General features: G+C 47.8%; 28 protein-coding genes. 1 reads left to right on the forward strand and 27 read right to left on the reverse strand.

Annotated elements, in window-relative coordinates; translation table 11 throughout:
• Positions 1 to 549: 549 nt before the first annotated feature.
• From P397_RS0116515 to P397_RS0116525, 3 genes are all read right to left on the reverse strand, one after another.
• Complete coding sequence (locus P397_RS0116515) at positions 550 to 1,155, reverse strand: KinB-signaling pathway activation protein (RefSeq protein ID WP_026834288.1); 606 nt, start codon at positions 1,153 to 1,155, stop codon at positions 550 to 552.
• 3 nt (positions 1,156 to 1,158) lie between these two features.
• Positions 1,159 to 2,190 (reverse strand): P-loop NTPase, encoded by a 1,032-nt coding sequence (locus P397_RS0116520; RefSeq protein WP_026834289.1) that lies wholly within the window; start codon positions 2,188 to 2,190, stop codon positions 1,159 to 1,161.
• A gap of 180 nt (positions 2,191 to 2,370) precedes the next feature.
• On the reverse strand, positions 2,371 to 3,003 hold the full coding sequence (locus P397_RS0116525; protein WP_028107238.1) for a M15 family metallopeptidase: 633 nt from the start codon (positions 3,001 to 3,003) through the stop codon (positions 2,371 to 2,373).
• A gap of 100 nt (positions 3,004 to 3,103) precedes the next feature.
• On the opposite strand from P397_RS0116525, the gene P397_RS0116530 reads away from it, so the two are divergent.
• On the forward strand, positions 3,104 to 3,394 hold the full coding sequence (locus P397_RS0116530) for a hypothetical protein (RefSeq protein WP_028107239.1): 291 nt from the start codon (positions 3,104 to 3,106) through the stop codon (positions 3,392 to 3,394).
• 273 nt (positions 3,395 to 3,667) lie between these two features.
• On the opposite strand, the gene rpsI is transcribed toward P397_RS0116530, so the two are convergent.
• The 24 genes from rpsI to rplX form a co-directional block, all read right to left on the reverse strand.
• Positions 3,668 to 4,060 carry a 30S ribosomal protein S9 gene (gene rpsI, locus P397_RS0116535; RefSeq protein WP_012369042.1) on the reverse strand — a complete coding sequence of 131 codons (393 nt, stop codon included), beginning with the start codon at positions 4,058 to 4,060 and terminating at the stop codon, positions 3,668 to 3,670.
• 24 nt (positions 4,061 to 4,084) lie between these two features.
• Positions 4,085 to 4,522: a 50S ribosomal protein L13 gene (gene rplM / locus P397_RS0116540; RefSeq protein WP_012369041.1), complete on the reverse strand. Its 438-nt coding sequence runs from the start codon at positions 4,520 to 4,522 to the stop codon at positions 4,085 to 4,087.
• A 155-nt stretch (positions 4,523 to 4,677) separates the two neighbouring features.
• Positions 4,678 to 5,427: a tRNA pseudouridine(38-40) synthase TruA gene (gene truA, locus P397_RS0116545; protein ID WP_028107240.1), complete on the reverse strand. Its 750-nt coding sequence runs from the start codon at positions 5,425 to 5,427 to the stop codon at positions 4,678 to 4,680.
• On the reverse strand, positions 5,427 to 6,218 hold the full coding sequence (locus P397_RS0116550) for an energy-coupling factor transporter transmembrane component T family protein (RefSeq protein WP_028107241.1): 792 nt from the start codon (positions 6,216 to 6,218) through the stop codon (positions 5,427 to 5,429). Before P397_RS0116550 ends, truA begins: the two co-directional genes overlap by 1 nt.
• Positions 6,215 to 7,072, reverse strand: a complete 858-nt coding sequence (locus P397_RS0116555; protein ID WP_026834294.1) for an energy-coupling factor transporter ATPase — start codon at positions 7,070 to 7,072, stop codon at positions 6,215 to 6,217. Before P397_RS0116555 ends, P397_RS0116550 begins: the two co-directional genes overlap by 4 nt.
• Positions 7,060 to 7,890 (reverse strand): energy-coupling factor ABC transporter ATP-binding protein, encoded by an 831-nt coding sequence (locus P397_RS0116560; protein ID WP_028107242.1) that lies wholly within the window; start codon positions 7,888 to 7,890, stop codon positions 7,060 to 7,062. Before P397_RS0116560 ends, P397_RS0116555 begins: the two co-directional genes overlap by 13 nt.
• A 96-nt stretch (positions 7,891 to 7,986) precedes the next feature.
• Positions 7,987 to 8,358, reverse strand: a complete 372-nt coding sequence (gene rplQ, locus P397_RS0116565) for a 50S ribosomal protein L17 (RefSeq protein WP_012369036.1) — start codon at positions 8,356 to 8,358, stop codon at positions 7,987 to 7,989.
• Between the two features lie 33 nt (positions 8,359 to 8,391).
• Positions 8,392 to 9,336 (reverse strand): DNA-directed RNA polymerase subunit alpha, encoded by a 945-nt coding sequence (locus P397_RS0116570; RefSeq protein WP_012369035.1) that lies wholly within the window; start codon positions 9,334 to 9,336, stop codon positions 8,392 to 8,394.
• Positions 9,337 to 9,473: 137 nt separating this feature from the next.
• On the reverse strand, positions 9,474 to 9,869 hold the full coding sequence (rpsK, locus tag P397_RS0116575) for a 30S ribosomal protein S11 (protein ID WP_012369034.1): 396 nt from the start codon (positions 9,867 to 9,869) through the stop codon (positions 9,474 to 9,476).
• Positions 9,870 to 9,885: 16 nt separating this feature from the next.
• On the reverse strand, positions 9,886 to 10,251 hold the full coding sequence (rpsM, locus tag P397_RS0116580) for a 30S ribosomal protein S13 (protein WP_012369033.1): 366 nt from the start codon (positions 10,249 to 10,251) through the stop codon (positions 9,886 to 9,888).
• Between the two features lie 20 nt (positions 10,252 to 10,271).
• Positions 10,272 to 10,385, reverse strand: coding sequence for a 50S ribosomal protein L36 (gene rpmJ / locus P397_RS0116585; protein ID WP_003156543.1), 114 nt, complete (start codon positions 10,383 to 10,385; stop codon positions 10,272 to 10,274).
• A 33-nt stretch (positions 10,386 to 10,418) separates the two neighbouring features.
• Positions 10,419 to 10,637, reverse strand: coding sequence for a translation initiation factor IF-1 (gene infA / locus P397_RS0116590; protein ID WP_012369032.1), 219 nt, complete (start codon positions 10,635 to 10,637; stop codon positions 10,419 to 10,421).
• Between the two features lie 150 nt (positions 10,638 to 10,787).
• On the reverse strand, positions 10,788 to 11,540 hold the full coding sequence (gene map, locus P397_RS0116595) for a type I methionyl aminopeptidase (RefSeq protein WP_026834296.1): 753 nt from the start codon (positions 11,538 to 11,540) through the stop codon (positions 10,788 to 10,790).
• Positions 11,540 to 12,187 (reverse strand): adenylate kinase, encoded by a 648-nt coding sequence (locus P397_RS0116600; protein WP_026834297.1) that lies wholly within the window; start codon positions 12,185 to 12,187, stop codon positions 11,540 to 11,542. The genes map and P397_RS0116600 overlap by 1 nt, the downstream gene beginning before the upstream one ends.
• A gap of 72 nt (positions 12,188 to 12,259) precedes the next feature.
• On the reverse strand, positions 12,260 to 13,549 hold the full coding sequence (secY, locus tag P397_RS0116605) for a preprotein translocase subunit SecY (RefSeq protein WP_028107243.1): 1,290 nt from the start codon (positions 13,547 to 13,549) through the stop codon (positions 12,260 to 12,262).
• Positions 13,549 to 13,989 (reverse strand): 50S ribosomal protein L15, encoded by a 441-nt coding sequence (gene rplO / locus P397_RS0116610; RefSeq protein WP_012369028.1) that lies wholly within the window; start codon positions 13,987 to 13,989, stop codon positions 13,549 to 13,551. The genes secY and rplO overlap by 1 nt, the downstream gene beginning before the upstream one ends.
• Before the next feature lie 36 nt (positions 13,990 to 14,025).
• Complete coding sequence (gene rpmD, locus P397_RS0116615) at positions 14,026 to 14,211, reverse strand: 50S ribosomal protein L30 (RefSeq protein ID WP_012369027.1); 186 nt, start codon at positions 14,209 to 14,211, stop codon at positions 14,026 to 14,028.
• 18 nt (positions 14,212 to 14,229) lie between these two features.
• Positions 14,230 to 14,730 carry a 30S ribosomal protein S5 gene (gene rpsE / locus P397_RS0116620; protein WP_012369026.1) on the reverse strand — a complete coding sequence of 167 codons (501 nt, stop codon included), beginning with the start codon at positions 14,728 to 14,730 and terminating at the stop codon, positions 14,230 to 14,232.
• A 22-nt stretch (positions 14,731 to 14,752) separates the two neighbouring features.
• Entirely contained in the window at positions 14,753 to 15,103 is a 351-nt protein-coding gene (rplR, locus tag P397_RS0116625; RefSeq protein ID WP_012369025.1) for a 50S ribosomal protein L18, read from the reverse strand.
• A gap of 37 nt (positions 15,104 to 15,140) precedes the next feature.
• Positions 15,141 to 15,677 (reverse strand): 50S ribosomal protein L6, encoded by a 537-nt coding sequence (rplF, locus tag P397_RS0116630; RefSeq protein WP_026826919.1) that lies wholly within the window; start codon positions 15,675 to 15,677, stop codon positions 15,141 to 15,143.
• A gap of 31 nt (positions 15,678 to 15,708) precedes the next feature.
• The gene (gene rpsH, locus P397_RS0116635) at positions 15,709 to 16,107 is read right to left on the reverse strand and encodes a 30S ribosomal protein S8 (protein WP_012369023.1); all 399 of its coding nucleotides are present in this window, start codon (positions 16,105 to 16,107) and stop codon (positions 15,709 to 15,711) included.
• Between the two features lie 31 nt (positions 16,108 to 16,138).
• A complete protein-coding gene (rpsN, locus tag P397_RS0116640) occupies positions 16,139 to 16,408 on the reverse strand; it encodes a 30S ribosomal protein S14 (protein WP_012369022.1) in 270 nt (89 codons plus the stop codon).
• 14 nt (positions 16,409 to 16,422) lie between these two features.
• On the reverse strand, positions 16,423 to 16,962 hold the full coding sequence (rplE, locus tag P397_RS0116645) for a 50S ribosomal protein L5 (RefSeq protein WP_012369021.1): 540 nt from the start codon (positions 16,960 to 16,962) through the stop codon (positions 16,423 to 16,425).
• 31 nt (positions 16,963 to 16,993) lie between these two features.
• Positions 16,994 to 17,305 (reverse strand): 50S ribosomal protein L24, encoded by a 312-nt coding sequence (gene rplX, locus P397_RS0116650; protein WP_014969156.1) that lies wholly within the window; start codon positions 17,303 to 17,305, stop codon positions 16,994 to 16,996.
• Positions 17,306 to 17,307: the final 2 nt, after the last annotated feature.

A 17,307-nucleotide genomic window follows, 5' to 3' on the forward strand; every position in this document is an offset into this window, starting at 1 on the left:
CATGCGGTCTGAAGAACTATTCGGTATTAGCTCCGATTTCTCGGAGTTATCCCAATCCTTGGGGCAGGTTCCTTACGTGTTACTCACCCGTCCGCCGCTCATTCCCTTCACTTCCCTCCGAAGAGTTCCGTGAGCTTCCTGCGCTCGACTTGCATGTATTAGGCACGCCGCCAGCGTTCGTCCTGAGCCAGGATCAAACTCTCCATAAAGTGTTTGACTTGCTCGTTGTGTGACCGAAGTCACGTTGACGAAGCTTGCGCTTCATTCATTGTTTGTATCCGAAGATACGTTTTTTGCCTCATCGTTCAGTTTTCAAAGTCCGATATGTCGTTTGACGACTTTTAAATCTTACAGTAAAGTATTAACTGGTGTCAATAACTTTTTTCATAAGTTTTTTTCGTTTCCGACGTGTCTGTGTGGCGTGTGCCTCAGCGACATGTATTAATATATCAACTCTTGTTTTTTACGTCAACTGTTTTTCTAAAAAAATATTAAAAAAAGATGGACGCCGCTCTGACCGGATCAAACGGTAGAACGGCGCCCTTTCTTTTATGCTCTTTTTTCAGACGTTGCGTTAGCTGAATTCGGTTTTTCCTGTAACCGATGTAACATCAAAATCTGATAGGCGTTACAAACGAGTAGTGTGGCGAGTGCCGCCCACAACATCCGTTTATCCTGTGTCGCCTGAAGTGCCGGCACCCATTCAATTAATGTGATGACCGTCATCAGAAACAAGGTCGGGATGAAAGCCGTAAAATTCGTTTCCCGTGCTTTCGTCCGGGCTACGAGGAAAGCGATGAACAACAGAACGACCATTTCCCCGATGTACAAGTTCGTCTTCTCAAACCCAAATGCCAGACCGCGTAGATAGATGCCGTCAAACAAGGCAAACGCAATCAAGACAATTTGGACCCGGTTCCACAATCTCGCGCCCCGGAAAATATCAAGCCCCACCCGGTGCAGGATCAGGTACGAAAAGAATCCCATCAGGCTGATGGCAGTCCAAGTGCTGCTGTAAGCCAGTGCGGTGACATATCCGCTGATCGATTGGTTCCGGATATATCCTGGTTCAGCAACAAGGTTAAACACGAAGCCGGCGAGCGTCCCGATGAGGAGCGTCATCCAAAACAGCTTCAAAAATCCTCTAGTCTTCATTCATTATCCCTCTACTTTTTCGATGACACGCGTTGCGAGTTCATTATAGTGTGTTTCAAATGGATGGCCGTCACGATAAATCGACGGTGCAAAATCCGTCTCGTTCGCATACGGTTGACCAAGTGGAATCTTAGCTAGGATATCTGTTTTCAGCGCTTCTGACAACTTCTCTCCGCCACCCGAACCAAAGACATACTCTCTTTCGCCTGTCTTCTGACTTTCGAAATACGCCATGTTCTCGATAATCCCGAGCAGACGGTGGTTTGTTTTGATCGCCATCGCCCCGGCGCGTGCTGCAACAAACGCCGCAGTCGCATGCGGTGTCGTGACGATCAATTCCTGACAACTCGGCAGCATCGAATGGATATCAAGTGCCACATCACCGGTGCCTGGAGGTAAATCAAGCAACAGATAATCCAGTTCGCCCCACTCGACGTCCGAGAAGAAGTTGTTTAACATCTTCCCGAGCATTGGACCACGCCAGATGACAGGTGCATTGTCTTCGACGAAGAAGCCCATGGAGATGACTTTGACACCAAACCGTTCAGGCGGAACAATCCGGTCATTGACGACCGTCGGACGGGTTTCGATTCCCATCATGTCCGGGACGCTGAATCCGTAGATATCCGCGTCAATCAAACCAACCTTTTTTCCTGCCCGGGCAAGTGCCACTGCCAAGTTGACGGAAACAGTTGATTTTCCGACGCCCCCTTTACCGGAAGCAATCGCGATGAAGGTCGTGCCCGACTCCGGTTTGAGAATCGACGGCGTCGTGGCCGCTTGGATCCCGTGATCACCGAGTGCCTCAAAACGTAAGCCGACCGTCTTGAATCCTTTTTCCTTTAATTCTTTGACAATCTGTTGCTGTAACGTCAACTGTTCACCGGAACCCGCTTGAGCAAGGGCGATTTTCAGACTGACATAATCCCCCTTGATGCGGACATCCCGAATCCCGTTCGTATCTGAAAGCGAGCGTTCAATCGTCGGATCGATCAATTGCCCGACCACCTCGCGAATTTCTTGTTCATTCAACATAGTGCCTTCCCCCTGAGAACGTTCGATTTAATCCATTTCAGTATAACAAAAATAAGATAGCGCTTGCACATTTCGGCTCATAAAGGATGACATTTCCTTGTCGACCCGGAAGAATCGGTCCAGCAACTTCAAAAAAAGAGATCTCCTCCGCACTGTCGCTCAAAGGGATCTCCCGATCTGTTAAAACATCCGATTCCAGGTTGCCGGTCCGACGACTCCGTCAACCGCTAATCCTTGGCGTGCTTGGTAGGCACGGACCTTTTCAACCGTCTCTGCATCAAATCGTTTCGTGACGGTTGCCTTGACCGCCCGCTGAATCCGCTCGATGTCCCGACTGTTCATCTGGACGGCACCTCGATAGAGCGGCTGTCCCGGATAAGGCACCAAAACATCCGTCGTCACTTTATTTAACTCAAAGTGCGGATAATCTTTAAACCCACTCCAGTCTCCGCCCCAGGAAAAACCTTGCCGTTTCATTGCTTGAACGATTTGTTGAAAGTTGGCATCGGTATTGAAGATCGCTTCCGTTCCGTCCATCGAGTATTGAAACAGATCAACGGCAATCCCGCGGTTATGATTCGATTGTCCTCCACGGGCATTCGTGACAATCGCTCCCGGCGTCGTCCGCCCTTGCGCATAGAGTTTCTCCTGCTCGGCATAGGACCGGAAGCCTTGGGCCACCCCGACATAAATTCCTTTGACATGGAGCTCCCGGATGACTTGGCGTGTCTTACGGGCGACTTCCGGCGAGAGTCCGGGAACATTCAGTTTGCGATTGGCCCGTTCGAGCAACCAACTGACTGATACTGTCATCTTTCACCACACTCCTTTCTCCTCTGTTCCCGAAAACAGAATCCGGTATACTTGATGATGGACTTGTCTTCACCAAGCATTTGGAAAAAGGAGTTTTTTGATGAAAAAAACGTTCGCCTTCGCGGGCATCTTGACCGTTCTCTTACATACCGGTTATGCGTTCTACTTTTATACAACGTATGAAGCGAACGCGACTTATCAGCCTGCTCTCCCTGAGAACAGCACCGTGTTAAGTCAGGACACAGCATTTGTTGGAAAGGTCGGTCCGCAAACTGCGTTTAATCCGGCTGCTTTTTTACAGGATCTGTTCCTGTGGAGTGTACCGCTCACGTTTATTGCCTTGTTATTGCTTTTCTCATTGATGCACCGGATCCGTCGGCGCATATCTTAAAAATCAGTTTCTCCAAAGATAAGGGTGACAGAGCGATCATCTGCCACCCTTAGCTCGTAAAAAAAGAATTACTCGTTACACGCAACTCCTACAGGAAAAAGCGCATTTTTGCGCTGTCAGAGACAAACAAGACCCGCTTTCCTGCCTGAATGAGGCAGGAAAACTGGCTTGTGTCTCGCCTGAGGAAAGAGCGTGAAAAGACGAGTGATTTTTTTGAGTCAGCCTCTTTTAAACAAAAAAATCTCCCACCCGTAAGGATGAGAGATAAAACGATTAACGTTTTGAGAACTGAGGTGCACGACGTGCTGCTTTAAGACCGTATTTTTTACGTTCTTTCATACGAGCATCGCGTGTGAGGAAACCTTTAGCTTTAAGTGTGCCACGGAAGTCTGGATCCGCTTGAAGAAGAGCACGTGAGATACCGTGACGGATTGCGCCTGCTTGACCAGTGAAGCCGCCGCCTTTAACCGTTACCATGATATCGTATTTGCCTTCTGTTTCTGTGAGTACAAGTGGTTCTTTTGCAGTCATGATTAAAGTTTCATAACCGAAGTATTCGCTGATATCGCGCCCGTTAACTGTGACTTTACCGTCTCCAGCAACGAGGAAAACGCGAGCTGCCGCGTGTTTACGGCGACCAGTGCCGTAGTAACGTACATCTGCCATCGTGTAGTTCCTCCTAAATTCGTATTAACCGCGAAGTTCGTAAACTTCTGGTTGTTGTGCTTCTTGCTTATGAGTATCTCCAGCGTAAACGTGGAGTTTGTTGAACATTTGACGACCGAGGCTACCTTTTGGAAGCATCCCTTTGATCGCGAGTTCAAGCATACGCTCAGGTTTGTTAGCGAGTAAGTCGCGTGCGACAGTCTGCTTCAAGCCGCCTGGATGACCAGAGTGACGGTAGTAGACCTTTTTGTCGAGTTTGTTACCAGTTAAAACGATTTTCTCAACGTTGATGAGGATAACGTGATCCCCACAGTCAACGTGTGGTGTGAACGTAGGTTTGTGCTTACCGCGGAGAAGTGAAGCCACTTCGCTCGAAAGACGACCGAGTGTTTTGCCTTCTGCGTCGATAAGGAGCCATTTGCGTTCTACATCAGTAGCTTTCGCCATGAAAGTTGTGCGCATGTAAAATACCTCCTAAGGAATTTAAAAATTTCTTTTTTGATTTTTCATTTATTCACTGTTTGAATCTATCAGAATCTTAGGTGTACGGGGCTAAGATTGTGGTTTCATAATAAATGAAATGCCAATAAACATTGTATGTTTTTTAGCGGCTAATGTCAAATGCCTTTTTTAGACTCTGGGTAGAAAACTTCCCAAAGGTATAACCCGTGCGGTGGTGCCGTCACACCAGCGACGTTTCGATCCTTCGCTTCGAGCATCCGTTTGATGTCTTCCGGTGCAAAACGCCCGCGTCCGACATCAAGCAACGTGCCGACCATGATGCGGATCTGATTGTAGAGAAAGCCGCTTCCCCGGAAACGGAAAATCAGTTCTTCCCCTTGTTCAATCAGCTCTGCCTCATAAATCGTCCGAACACGATTGTCCGTCTCTGTCTTCGCGACACAGAACGAACTGAAGTCATGAGTCCCGATTAAATACGCCAGTCCCAGACGAACTTGCGCCACATCGAGCGAATACGGAATCAGCACGGATTGATGACGCCGAAACGCATCTTCCGTCTGACGCACGAAGTACCGGTATTCTTTCCCTACTACATCATACCTTGCTTCGAAGTCAGAAGCGACCTCTATACAGTCACGAATTCGAATATCGTCCGGTAATAACGTATTTAGGGCCTTTACCATGCTTGCGGGTGCAATCGACAGTTCCGTATCAAAATGGATCACCTGCCCTTGTGCGTGCACACGGGCGTCTGTACGCCCGGAACCGATGACCTTGACCGGGTGCTTATGCATCCGCTCAAGCGTCTTCTCGAGGACTTCCTGGATCGTCAGACCGTTTGGCTGCACTTGATAACCGGAATAGTCGGTTCCGTCATACTGAATCGTACATTTAAAACGTCGCATCAAAATCCTCCCCGTAAATAGACTAGAAGCAATCCGATGACGATCAGAAGTATCATCAGTCCCGTATCACGGCCTGTCCATTTTGACTCACGGAGCCGTGTCCGCCCTTCTCCACCCCGGTATCCCCGGGCTTCCATCGCTGTTGCGAGATCCTCCGCCCGTTTAAAGGCCGAGATGAAGAGTGGGATCAGCAGCGGAATGATTGCCCGCAAACGTTCTTTGATCGGACCTGCCGACAAATCGACGCCGCGTGCCTGTTGTGCCTTCATGATCTTTTCCGTCTCTTCTGCCAACGTCGGCAGGAAACGGAGTGAAATCGACAGCATCAAGGCAATCTCGTGCGTCGGTACACGGACAATCTTAAACGGTTTGAGTAACAATTCAATCGCGTCTGTCAGTTCAATCGGCGACGTCGTCAACGTGACGAGTGTCGTGATCGACACCAAATAGAAGAACCGGAGCGAGACGATGATGGCGAGACGCAATCCTTCTTCGTAAATCTTGAACCAGCCCAGTTCAATCAGAACGGCCCCTTCCCGGGTAAACAGCAGCTGGATGATGAACGTGAAGACGATTAAAAATAAAATCGGCCGCAAGCCTTTTAAGACGTAACGGATTGGCAGTTTACTGCTTGCCAGCGCCAAGAATGTAAAAACAAGCAAAAAGACATTTGTTGCCGTATTGTTCGCCAGAAACACGAGCGGAATGAAACAAAAAGCAAAAATGATTTTCGCGACAGCCGACGAACGGTGTAAATACGATGTACCTGGTATATGTTGACCGACGATCATCGTGTTTCCCCCCGTACGTGTAAAATCCACTCAATCAGTTCAGCTTCTGTCTGAAGCGCCGGACGCGTCAGCTTCAACTGATCCGCCATTTGCCAGGCAAATGCCAAGACGTGTGGTAAATCGAGATGGAACTGGCGCAATAACGTTTCTTGACGGAATAGACCCATTGGTTCTCCATCGTAGGCGACTTGCCCATCCTCCATCACGACGACCCGGTTTGTATACTCAAGGACCTGATCCATATCATGTGTGATCAACAGCAACGTCATTCCTGCTTGGGCATGCAATTCGGCAAACAGACGCAACATCTGCTTTCGTCCTTGCGGATCGAGCCCGGCAGTTGGTTCATCGACGATCAACACGTCTGGTTGACTAGCGAGTACGCCCGCAATCGCAACACGCCTCATTTGCCCACCAGACAGGTCAAACGGCGAACGTGACCAGAATACTTCATCCAGTCCGACGGTACGTAATGCATCTTTTGCCAACCGCTCTGCTTCCGCCGGTTCATGACCGAAGTTCATCGGTCCAAACATGACATCCTTCAGGACGGTTTCTTCAAACAATTGATATTCCGGATATTGGAACACAAGACCGACCCGTTTACGTAACGCTTTTAAATCTTGTTTTCGTTTGGGTTCGATGATGATGTCATCGACCTGTACCTTCCCGGCAGTCGGCTTCAACAACCCGTTGATGTGTTGGACGAGCGTCGATTTTCCGGAACCGGTATGCCCCACAAACGCAACAAGCGCCCCTGACGGAATCTCAAGATTCACATCACGCAGCGCGACTCGTTCAAACGGACTATTGAGTTGGTACGTATAGTTTAATTCCTGGATTAAGATTGGCATAAGCGGTTCACCAAGTCTCTTTCATCTAGTATCGTGTCCGCGTAAGTAAGACCACGTGCTGAAAGTTGTTCCTGCACCCGGACGACAAACGGAACATCTAGTCCAATCTGCTCAAGAAACGCGGATTGTGCAAACACCTCTTGCGGTGTTCCTTCTAATACGATTTGACCCGCATCCATGACAATCACACGACTGGCCCGTAAGACTTCGTCGAGTTCATGTGTGATGGCAACAACGGCCATCGGATGTTGTTCATATAATTCCTGGACGGTCGACATAACCTCAGATCGTGCAATCGGATCAAGCATCGATGTTGCTTCATCGAGCACGAGAACATCAGGGCGCATCGCAAGCGCCGAGGCGATTGCGACACGCTGCTTCTGTCCGCCGGATAGTTGATGGGGTTCCCGATCAACAAAATCCGTAAGGCCAACGCGCGCTAGACTGTCGTCGATACGACGAACCATTTCCTCGCGTGACACACCCCAATTTTCAAGGGCAAATGCCACGTCGTCGCGCACGGTCGTGCCAACAAATTGATTATCCGGATTTTGAAAGACGATTCCGATTGCGCGGCGCATCTCCCATAGTTGCTCCGGCACTGCACTCGAGAATGTCTCGTTGACAGTGACCGTTCCTTGTTCAGGAAGCAACAATCCGTTAAACAACTTTGTCAGCGTTGATTTTCCAGAGCCGTTGTGTCCAACGATCGCGACCCATTCCTGCGAATGAATCGAAAGAGAGACATCGCGTAAGGCTGGTTGTTCTTGTTCCGGGTAACGGTATGTCACCTGTTCCAGCTCAATCAGCTTTGTCATGTCTGCTCCTCCTTCATCAAATCAAAATAATTTCATTTGTAACAAAAGGGCAGAAGCGAGTTACGCACTGCCCTTTTTATCCGAATCATTTAAAAATTAAACGAGTTCGATGATGACCATTTCTGCGCCGTCACCACGACGTGGTCCCATTTTCATGATACGTGTGTAACCACCTTGACGCTCAGCAAAACGTGGAGCAACATCAGCAAACAACTTTTGGATTGCATCTTGTGTTTTACCAGCTTCGTTTTGACCAGCAGCTTCGCGACGAACGAACGATGCAACTTGACGACGAGCGTGGAGATCACCGCGTTTACCTAAAGTGATGAGTTTCTCAACGACTGGACGAAGTTCCTTCGCTTTTTGTTCTGTAGTTTGGATACGCTCATTGATGATGAGATCAGTCGCAAGGTCACGCAAAAGTGCCTTACGTTGTGAGCTTGTACGGCCTAATTTCGAGTATGCCATGGATGGATTCCCTCCTTCGTGCAATTAATAGTTTTAGTCTTCTTTACGTAGGCCCAGTCCGAGTTCATCGAGTTTCGCTTGAACTTCTTCGAGTGATTTACGTCCGAGGTTACGAACTTTCATCATCTCGTCTTCGCTCTTGTTCGCGAGTTCTTGAACCGTATTGATGCCGGCACGTTTCAAACAGTTGTACGAACGAACTGAAAGATCGAGTTCTTCGATCGTCATTTCAAGTACTTTTTCTTTTTGATCTTCTTCCTTTTCGACCATGATTTCGGCATGGAGCGCTTCGTCCGTAAGACCAACAAAGATGTTTAAGTGTTCTGTCATGATTTTTGCACCGAGTGACACTGCTTCTTCAGGGCGGATTGAACCGTCCGTCCAAACATCAAGCGTCAATTTATCGAAGCTCGCATCTTGACCAACACGTGTTTTTTCAACTTGATAGTTTACACGTTGAATTGGCGTGTAAATCGAATCAATTGGGATTACACCGATTGGCATATCGTCCCGTTTGTTATCTTCAGCCTGAACGTAACCACGGCCACGACGAGCTGTCAGACGCATATGAAGTGATGCACCTTCTGCAAGTGTTGCGATGTGCAGTTCTGGGTTGAGGATTTCGACGTCGCTGTCATGCGTAATGTTCGCAGCAGTAACAACGCCAGCGCCTTGAATATCGATCTCAAGTGTTTTCTCTTCTTCCGAGTAAACTTTGAGGGCGAGTTTCTTGAGGTTCAAGATGATTTGGGTAACGTCTTCTACAACGCCATCAATCGTCGAGAACTCATGAAGAACGCCATCGATTTGGACTGCAGTGACTGCAGCACCCGGAAGTGAAGATAATAGGATACGACGCAATGAGTTACCAAGCGTTGTACCGAATCCACGCTCAAGCGGTTCTACCACGAATTTACCAAACGTAGCGTTGTCGCTTAATTCGACCGTTTCAATCTTCGGCTTTTCGATTTCGATCATCTGAACCCCTCCTTGAATATCGTCATGTTGGCCATCGCGTTCAATCGCCAACCGTCTTGTGCACGTTTCTACTGCCTTGCTTGGTCATACGATCAACAAAAGTCTACTCGAATTCCCGCTTTGCAGTACAAGACGGGTTACACGCGACGACGTTTTGGAGGGCGGCAACCGTTGTGTGGAACTGGAGTTACGTCACGGATCGCTGTTACTTCAAGACCGATTGCTTGGAGCGCACGGATTGCAGCTTCACGACCTGCACCAGGACCTTTAACGTTAACTTCTACAGTACGCATACCGTTATCCATTGCTGTTTTCGCAGCAGTTTCAGAAGCGAGTTGCGCAGCAAATGGAGTTGATTTACGTGAGCCTTTGAAGCCCATGTTTCCTGCAGTTGCCCAAGAGATTGCATTCCCTTGCATGTCAGTGATCGTAACGATTGTGTTGTTGAATGTTGAACGGATATGCACGATACCAGATTCAATATTCTTTTTGACTTTACGTTTACTACGAACATTCTGTTTACGTTTTGCCATCTTAGTTTACCCTCCCTTACTTCTTCTTGTTCGCTACTGTACGGCGTGGGCCTTTACGAGTACGCGAGTTGTTTTTAGTGTTTTGACCACGAACTGGAAGACCACGACGGTGACGAACACCACGGTAGCAACCGATTTCGATCAAACGTTTGATGTTGAGTGAGATTTCACGACGAAGGTCACCCTCAACTTTTACTTTATCTAATCCATCACGGAGTTGGTTGAGTTGTTCTTCAGTCAATTCACGAGTACGAGTATCTTCAGAGATACCAGCTTCTTTCAAGACTTTCTGAGCAGTCGTTTTACCAACACCATAGATGTAAGTGAGTGAGATAACGATGCGTTTCTCACGTGGAATATCTACACCAGCAATACGTGCCATGTGTGCACCTCCTTGTTTAATTACCCTTGTTTTTGTTTATGCTTAGGGTTTTCGCAAATAACCATTACTTTGCCTTTACGGCGGATAACTTTACACTTTTCACAGATCGGTTTAACCGAAGGTCTTACTTTCATTGTGAATACCTCCTCCTGAAAAAATCGGAGTTTTTATTTGAAACGGTATGTGATCCGTCCGCGAGTCAAGTCGTATGGTGACAACTCAACTGTTACTTTATCTCCTGGCAGGATCCGAATGAAGTGCATCCGAATTTTCCCTGAGACGTGCGCGAGGACCGTGTGGCCGTTTTCTAACTCCACCTTAAACATCGCGTTTGGAAGCGGTTCGATAACCGTACCTTCCACTTCGATTACATCTTGTTTCGCCATCAATTATACCCCTTTCTCTATAAAGTTGATTGGGAGCCCAGACGATTTGTAGCGCTTAGGGGCTTTCTACAGTAGCCGTGAGAGAATCATCGGTCACAAACACGAGTGGATAGCGGCTTATAGAAAGGTGACACCAATAACGCGCACAGCTCACTCTGCATCGACCGTTAAGATCTCGTAGCCTTCGTCTGTGATGGCGATGGTGTGCTCAAAGTGGGCGCACATGCTACCGTCCACTGTCACTACCGTCCAATTGTCCGATAGCGTGCGAACATAGCGTTTCCCGACATTCACCATTGGCTCAATCGCCAAGGTCATGCCGGTTTTCAGGCGCGGCCCTTTCCCCGGTGGTCCATAATGTGGAATTTGCGGATCTTCATGCAAATTTTGTCCCACGCCGTGGCCCACATATTCGCGGACTACAGAAAAATTCGCAGCTTCAACATGTGACTGAATCGCATGCGAAATATCTGTCAGGTGCACGCCGGCTTTGGCGCGCTCCAATCCTTTATACAGAGATTCTTCAGTTACGTCAAGTAACCGCTTCGTCTCTTCAGAGATTGTACCTACCGGATATGTCCAGGCTGAATCTCCGTGATATCCGTTATACTCCGCCCCGATATCAATCGAGATGATGTCTCCATCGTGGAGTACGCGGTCACCCGGAATACCATGGACAAGTTCTTCATTTACCGACGCACAGATGCTGCCAGTAAACCCATTATAACCTTTAAACGATGGTGTTGCCCCTTGACTTCGAATATACCGTTCAGCAATCGCATCGAGTTGCCCCGTTGTGATCCCTGGACGAATATGAGCTTTCAACTCTTTATGCGTCCGGGCGACGATTTGTCCCGCCTTCCGCATAATATCGATTTCACGCGGCGCTTTCGTAATGATCATTACTGACCACCAAGAAGTGCTTGAACATCGGAATAAACTTCATTAATCGGACGATCACCGTCCAAATTACGAAGATACCCTTTTTCAGCGTAAAAGTCAATCAAAGGTTGCGCTTGCGCGACGTTGACTTCAAGACGACGGCGAACCGTTTCTTCTTGATCATCTTCACGTTGAACAAGTGCTGATCCGTCGATATCACAGACACCCTCCACTTTTGGTGGGTTGTAGATGACGTGATACGTTGCTCCACATGTCGGGCAAATCCGGCGGCCTGTCAAACGAGGAACAAGTTTCTCCGGGTTCACACCGATGTGAATGACGTGATCGATTTGTTTGTTTAGATCCGCAAGCAATGCTTCAAGAGCGTCTGCTTGTTTCACTGTGCGTGGGAAACCGTCAAGAAGAAAACCATTTGCACAGTCTTCTTTGGCGAGACGCTCACGTACGATGCCGATTGTGACTTCGTCCGGAACGAGTTCCCCTTTATCCATGTACGATTTCGCTTCCTGCCCGAGCGGTGTTTGATCTTTGATCGCCGCGCGGAACATGTCGCCTGTCGAGATGTGTGGAATGGCGTAGTCTTCGATAATTTTCGCAGCCTGCGTCCCTTTTCCAGCACCCGGCAAGCCCATCAATACAAGATTCATGTCGGTAGCCTCCACTTCTATAGACTCTATAGACACAACAGAAAGGAAAGGGATGGTCCCCTTCCTCCCGCCTTATCGGATAAAGCCTTTGTAGTGTCGTTTAACCAGTTGACTTTCAATCTGTTTCATCGTCTCAAGACCTACACCGATGACGATCAACAAGCTTGTTCCACCAATCTGCACCGAGTTCGGTAAACCAGCGAACTTAATAAAGAACGTTGGTGTTATCGCGATGACAGCAAGGAAGAGTGAACCGAAGAATGTCAGACGGTATAGGATCTTCGTGATGTATTGTTCCGTTTGCTTACCAGGACGAATACCAGGAATGTATCCGCCTTGTTTTTGAAGGTTCTCTGCCATTTGTTCCGGATTGACCTGAACGAATGTATAGAAGTACGAAAATGCGATGATGAGCGCTACATAAATCGACATACCGATTGGACTCGTATAGTCGAAAATGTCACGGATCTTCGTCGCGTTCTCCGGACTTGCAAAGAAACTTGCAACCGTTGGTGGAGTCACCATAAACGATACAGCGAAGATAACTGGGATAACACCAGCAGCGTTAAGCTTGATCGGCAAGTGTGTCGATTGGCCGCCGACTGGTGCACGGTTCACCGTACGCTTGGCGTACTGAATCGGAATCTTCCGTGCAGCTTGCTGCACATAGATGACACCGACGATGACCGCGATGATGATTAAAAGCAACAGTACGATATAAAGCACATTGACAAACAAAGCATCCCCTGCATTTTGGAGCTTTGTTTCATAGATCTGACGGAATGCGTTCGGGAAGCTCGCGACGATCCCAGCGAAGATGATCATTGATATCCCGTTACCAATGCCCTTCTCCGTGATGAGTTCACCGAGGAACATCAAGAATGCGGTACCCGCCGTCAAAACAAGTGCAATCATCACGTACGTCCAGGTGCCAAAATCTTCATTGACAAGACCTGGGTAGATACGGTTAAATCCAAGCGCGATTCCAAACGCTTGGACTAAGCCGAGTACGATCGTTCCATAGCGCGTTACCGTTGCTAACTTCTTACGGCCCGCCTCTCCTTGTTTTGCCCATTCGGCAAACTTTGGAACAACGTCCATCTGTAAGAGTTGGACAACGATCGAGGCCGTGATATACGGCATGATTCCCATCGCAAAGAGTGAGAAATTCTGCAAAGCATTCCCGCCGAAGGAGTTCAAGAAGCCAAGAATACCATTCTCGTCAATCTTGAATACTTCAGTGTTTACCATTGGGACTGGGATATGTGCACCGATACGGAACACGATAATCAGAGCCAAGGTAAAGAGAATGCGCCGACGGATGTCGGCTACGCGCCACATATTGGAGATCGCTTGAAACATTAGATCACCTCAACCGTACCGCCGGCAGCTTCGATCGCTTGCTTCGCAGCTTCGGAGAACTTGTGAGCTTTTACTGTCAGTTTCTTTTCAATCTTACCGTTAGAAAGGATCTTCACGCCATCCTTCATACCTTTGACTGCGCGAGTCTCGATAAGAAGTTCTGGTGTTACTTCCGTTCCATCTTCAAAACGGTTAAGTGTGTCAAGGTTGATAACCGCGAACTCTTTACGAGTTGGGTTGTTGAAGCCGCGTTTTGGTAAACGACGGAAAAGTGGGTTTTGTCCACCTTCGAAACCTGGACGAACACCACCGCCTGAACGAGCTTTTTGACCTTTGTGACCACGGCCAGAAGTCTTACCGTTACCAGAAGACATACCGCGACCTACACGGTTGCGTTCTGAACGTGAACCAGCAGCTGGTTTCAATTCATGGAGTTTCATAGTGGGGCACCTCCTCATAAAATTATATCGAACGTATTACTCTTGAATTTCTTTTACTGTCAATAAGTGTGACACGTGGTTAATCATCCCACGCATAGCAGCGTTGTCAGGTACGACAACAGTTTGGTGCATCTTACGGAGACCAAGCGTACGAGTAGTAACGCGTTGGTTCTCCGGACGACCGATCATGCTGCGTGTGAGGGTAACTGCGAGTTTCGCCATCTGTATTCCCTCCCTTTCTTAACCGCGAAGTTCTTCGACGGTTTTACCGCGGAGTTTCGCAACGTCTTCAGCACGTTTAAGTGAAGTGAGACCTTTAACAGTCGCACGAACCATGTTGATTGGAGTGCTTGATCCAAGTGATTTCGAAAGAATGTCGTTGATTCCCGCTAATTCGAGAACCGCACGAACTGGGCCACCAGCGATGACTCCAGTACCTTCAGAAGCAGGTTTCAAGAAGACGTGACCTGCACCGAAAATTCCGTTGATTTCGTGTGGAATTGTAGTGTTAACGATTGGAACGTTAACCATGTTTTTCTTTGCATCTTCGATTGCTTTACGGATCGCTTCAGGCACTTCCTGAGCTTTACCCGTACCGAAACCTACGTGACCATTCTTGTCACCTACGACGACGAGTGCAGCAAAACGGAAGCGACGGCCACCTTTTACTACTTTCGCGACGCGGTTTACAGTAACAACGCGTTCTTCGAGTTGATCCATGTTAATTTCTAACTGGCGCATGTAGAGGTTCCCTCCTTTTCTATTAGAATTTGAGACCAGCTTCACGAGCTGCTTCAGCTACTGCTTTAATACGTCCATGATAGAGATATCCTCCACGGTCGAAAACGACTGTTTCAATACCTTTTTCAAGAGCGCGTTCAGCTGCAAGCTTACCAACTGCTGATGCAGCGTCAGTCGTGTTGCCTTTTTCAAGGTCGAGTGATGATGCAGATGCGAGTGTTGCATGTGTTGCATCGTCAATGACTTGTACGTAAATGTTCTTGTTCGAACGGAATACATTCAAGCGTGGACGAGCTGCAGTCCCGATGATTGTACGACGTACACGACCATGACGCTTTTTACGCGTAGCATTTTTGTTTGCCTTTGAGATCATTTATGCCACTCCTTTCCGGTCAATTCGTATCAACGAATTACTTACCTGTTTTACCTTCTTTACGACGAACGACTTCATCACTGTAACGAATTCCTTTACCTTTGTACGGCTCAGGCTGACGGTACGAACGGATCAATGCAGCAACGTGTCCAACACGCTCTTTGTTGATTCCGCGGACGATGATTTGCGTATTCGTAGGAACTTCGACTTCAATGCCTTGTTCCGGAGTGTACTCGATTGGGTGTGAATAACCGAGGTTGAGTACGATTTTGTTACCTTGCTTTTGAGCACGGTAACCAACACCTTGGATATCGAGTGTCTTAGCGAAACCGTTGTTTACACCTTCGACCATGTTCGCGATAAGCGCACGAGTCGTTCCGTGGATTGTACGGTTAGCTTTCTCGTCGTTTGGACGAGTGACAGTCAATTCATTACCTTCTACGTTGATAGCCATTGTCGGGTTGAACTCACGAGTAAGTTCACCTTTAGGACCTTTTACCGTAACTGTGCTGTTTTCAACTGTTACTGTAACGCCTGCTGGGATAACGACTGGCTTTTTACCAATACGTGACATTTAAGACACCTCCGTTCTTTTTATGCGTGAATTACCAGATGTATGCGATCACTTCGCCGCCGACTTTTTGTTGGCGAGCTTCTTTGTCTGTCATAACACCTTTAGATGTTGAAACGATAGCGATTCCGAGACCACCGAGTACTTTCGGGATTTCATCAGCTTTCGCGTAAACGCGAAGACCTGGTTTCGAGATACGTTTGAGTCCAGTGATGACGCGTTCGTTGCTTGCGCCGTACTTAAGGAATACGCGGAGCGTACCTTGTTTGCTGTCCTCGAGATATTCAACATCGCGGATGAAACCTTCACGTTTGAGGATTTCAGCGACTTCACGTTTGATTGTAGAAGCTGGCATTTCCAACTTCTCATGGCGAACCATGTTTGCATTACGAATGCGTGTAAGCATATCTGCAATCGGATCTGTCATAACCATGCGATGTACCTCCTTTCACAACTTTAATGAATTACCAGCTTGCTTTTTTAACACCAGGGATTTGACCTTTATGAGCAAGATCACGGAACTTAATACGGCTGATACCGAATTTACCAATGTAACCGTGTGGACGGCCAGTGATACTGCAACGGTTGTGTAAACGAACCGCTGAAGAGTTACGTGGGAGTTTGCTCAAGCCGATGTAGTCGCCTTGTGCTTTCAATTCTGCGCGTTGTTCAGCGTAGCGCTCTACGAGTGCTTGGCGTTTTACTTCACGTGCGATCATTGATTTCTTAGCCATGTTGTCGACCTCCCTTATTTTTGGAATGGCATGCCGAGTGCAGTGAGAAGCTCACGTGACTCTTCATCCGTATTTGCAGTTGTAACGATAACGATGTCCATACCACGGACTTTCGATACGCGATCGTAGTCGATCTCTGGGAAGATCAATTGTTCCTTCACGCCTAGCGTGTAGTTACCACGGCCATCGAATGATTTCTTCGATACACCACGGAAGTCACGTACACGTGGAAGTGACACGTTGATCAACTTGTCGAGGAACTCATACATGCGCTCTCCACGAAGTGTTACCTTCGCGCCGATTGGCATACCTTCACGAAGTTTGAAACCAGCGATTGATTTCTTAGCTTTCGTGATGAGTGGCTTCTGACCAGTGAGGAGCTGAAGCTCTTCGACTGCCATGTCAAGTGCTTTCGTGTTCGTAACAGCGTCACCAACACCCATGTTGATTACGATCTTATCGACTTTCGGCGCTTGCATTACAGAAGTATAGTTGAATTTCTCCATCATTACTTTGACGATTTCGTCTTGGTATTTAGCTTTTAAACGGTTCATCAGAAAGTGGACCTCCTTTCTTTAAATCTTCTTATTTATCTAAAGCTTCGCCCGATTTTTTAGCGATACGTACTTTCTTGCCGTCAACCACAGTGAAACCAACGCGTGTTGGGTTTCCTGTCTTAGGGTCGATGAGCATAACGTTCGATACGTGAATCGGTGCTTCTTTCTCGACAATTCCGCCTTGCGGGTTGAGTTGAGAAGGTTTTGAGTGTTTTTTGATCATATTAACGCCTTCGACGATAATGCGATCTTTTTTAGGCATAGCAGTAAGGACAACACCTTGTTTGCCTTTATCTTTACCAGTCATAACCTGAACTTTATCACCTTTTTTGACATGCATCG

Origin of the sequence: Exiguobacterium undae DSM 14481 (assembly GCF_000620805.1) — a bacterium.
In the GTDB taxonomy this organism is placed as follows: domain Bacteria; phylum Bacillota; class Bacilli; order Exiguobacteriales; family Exiguobacteriaceae; genus Exiguobacterium_A; species Exiguobacterium_A undae.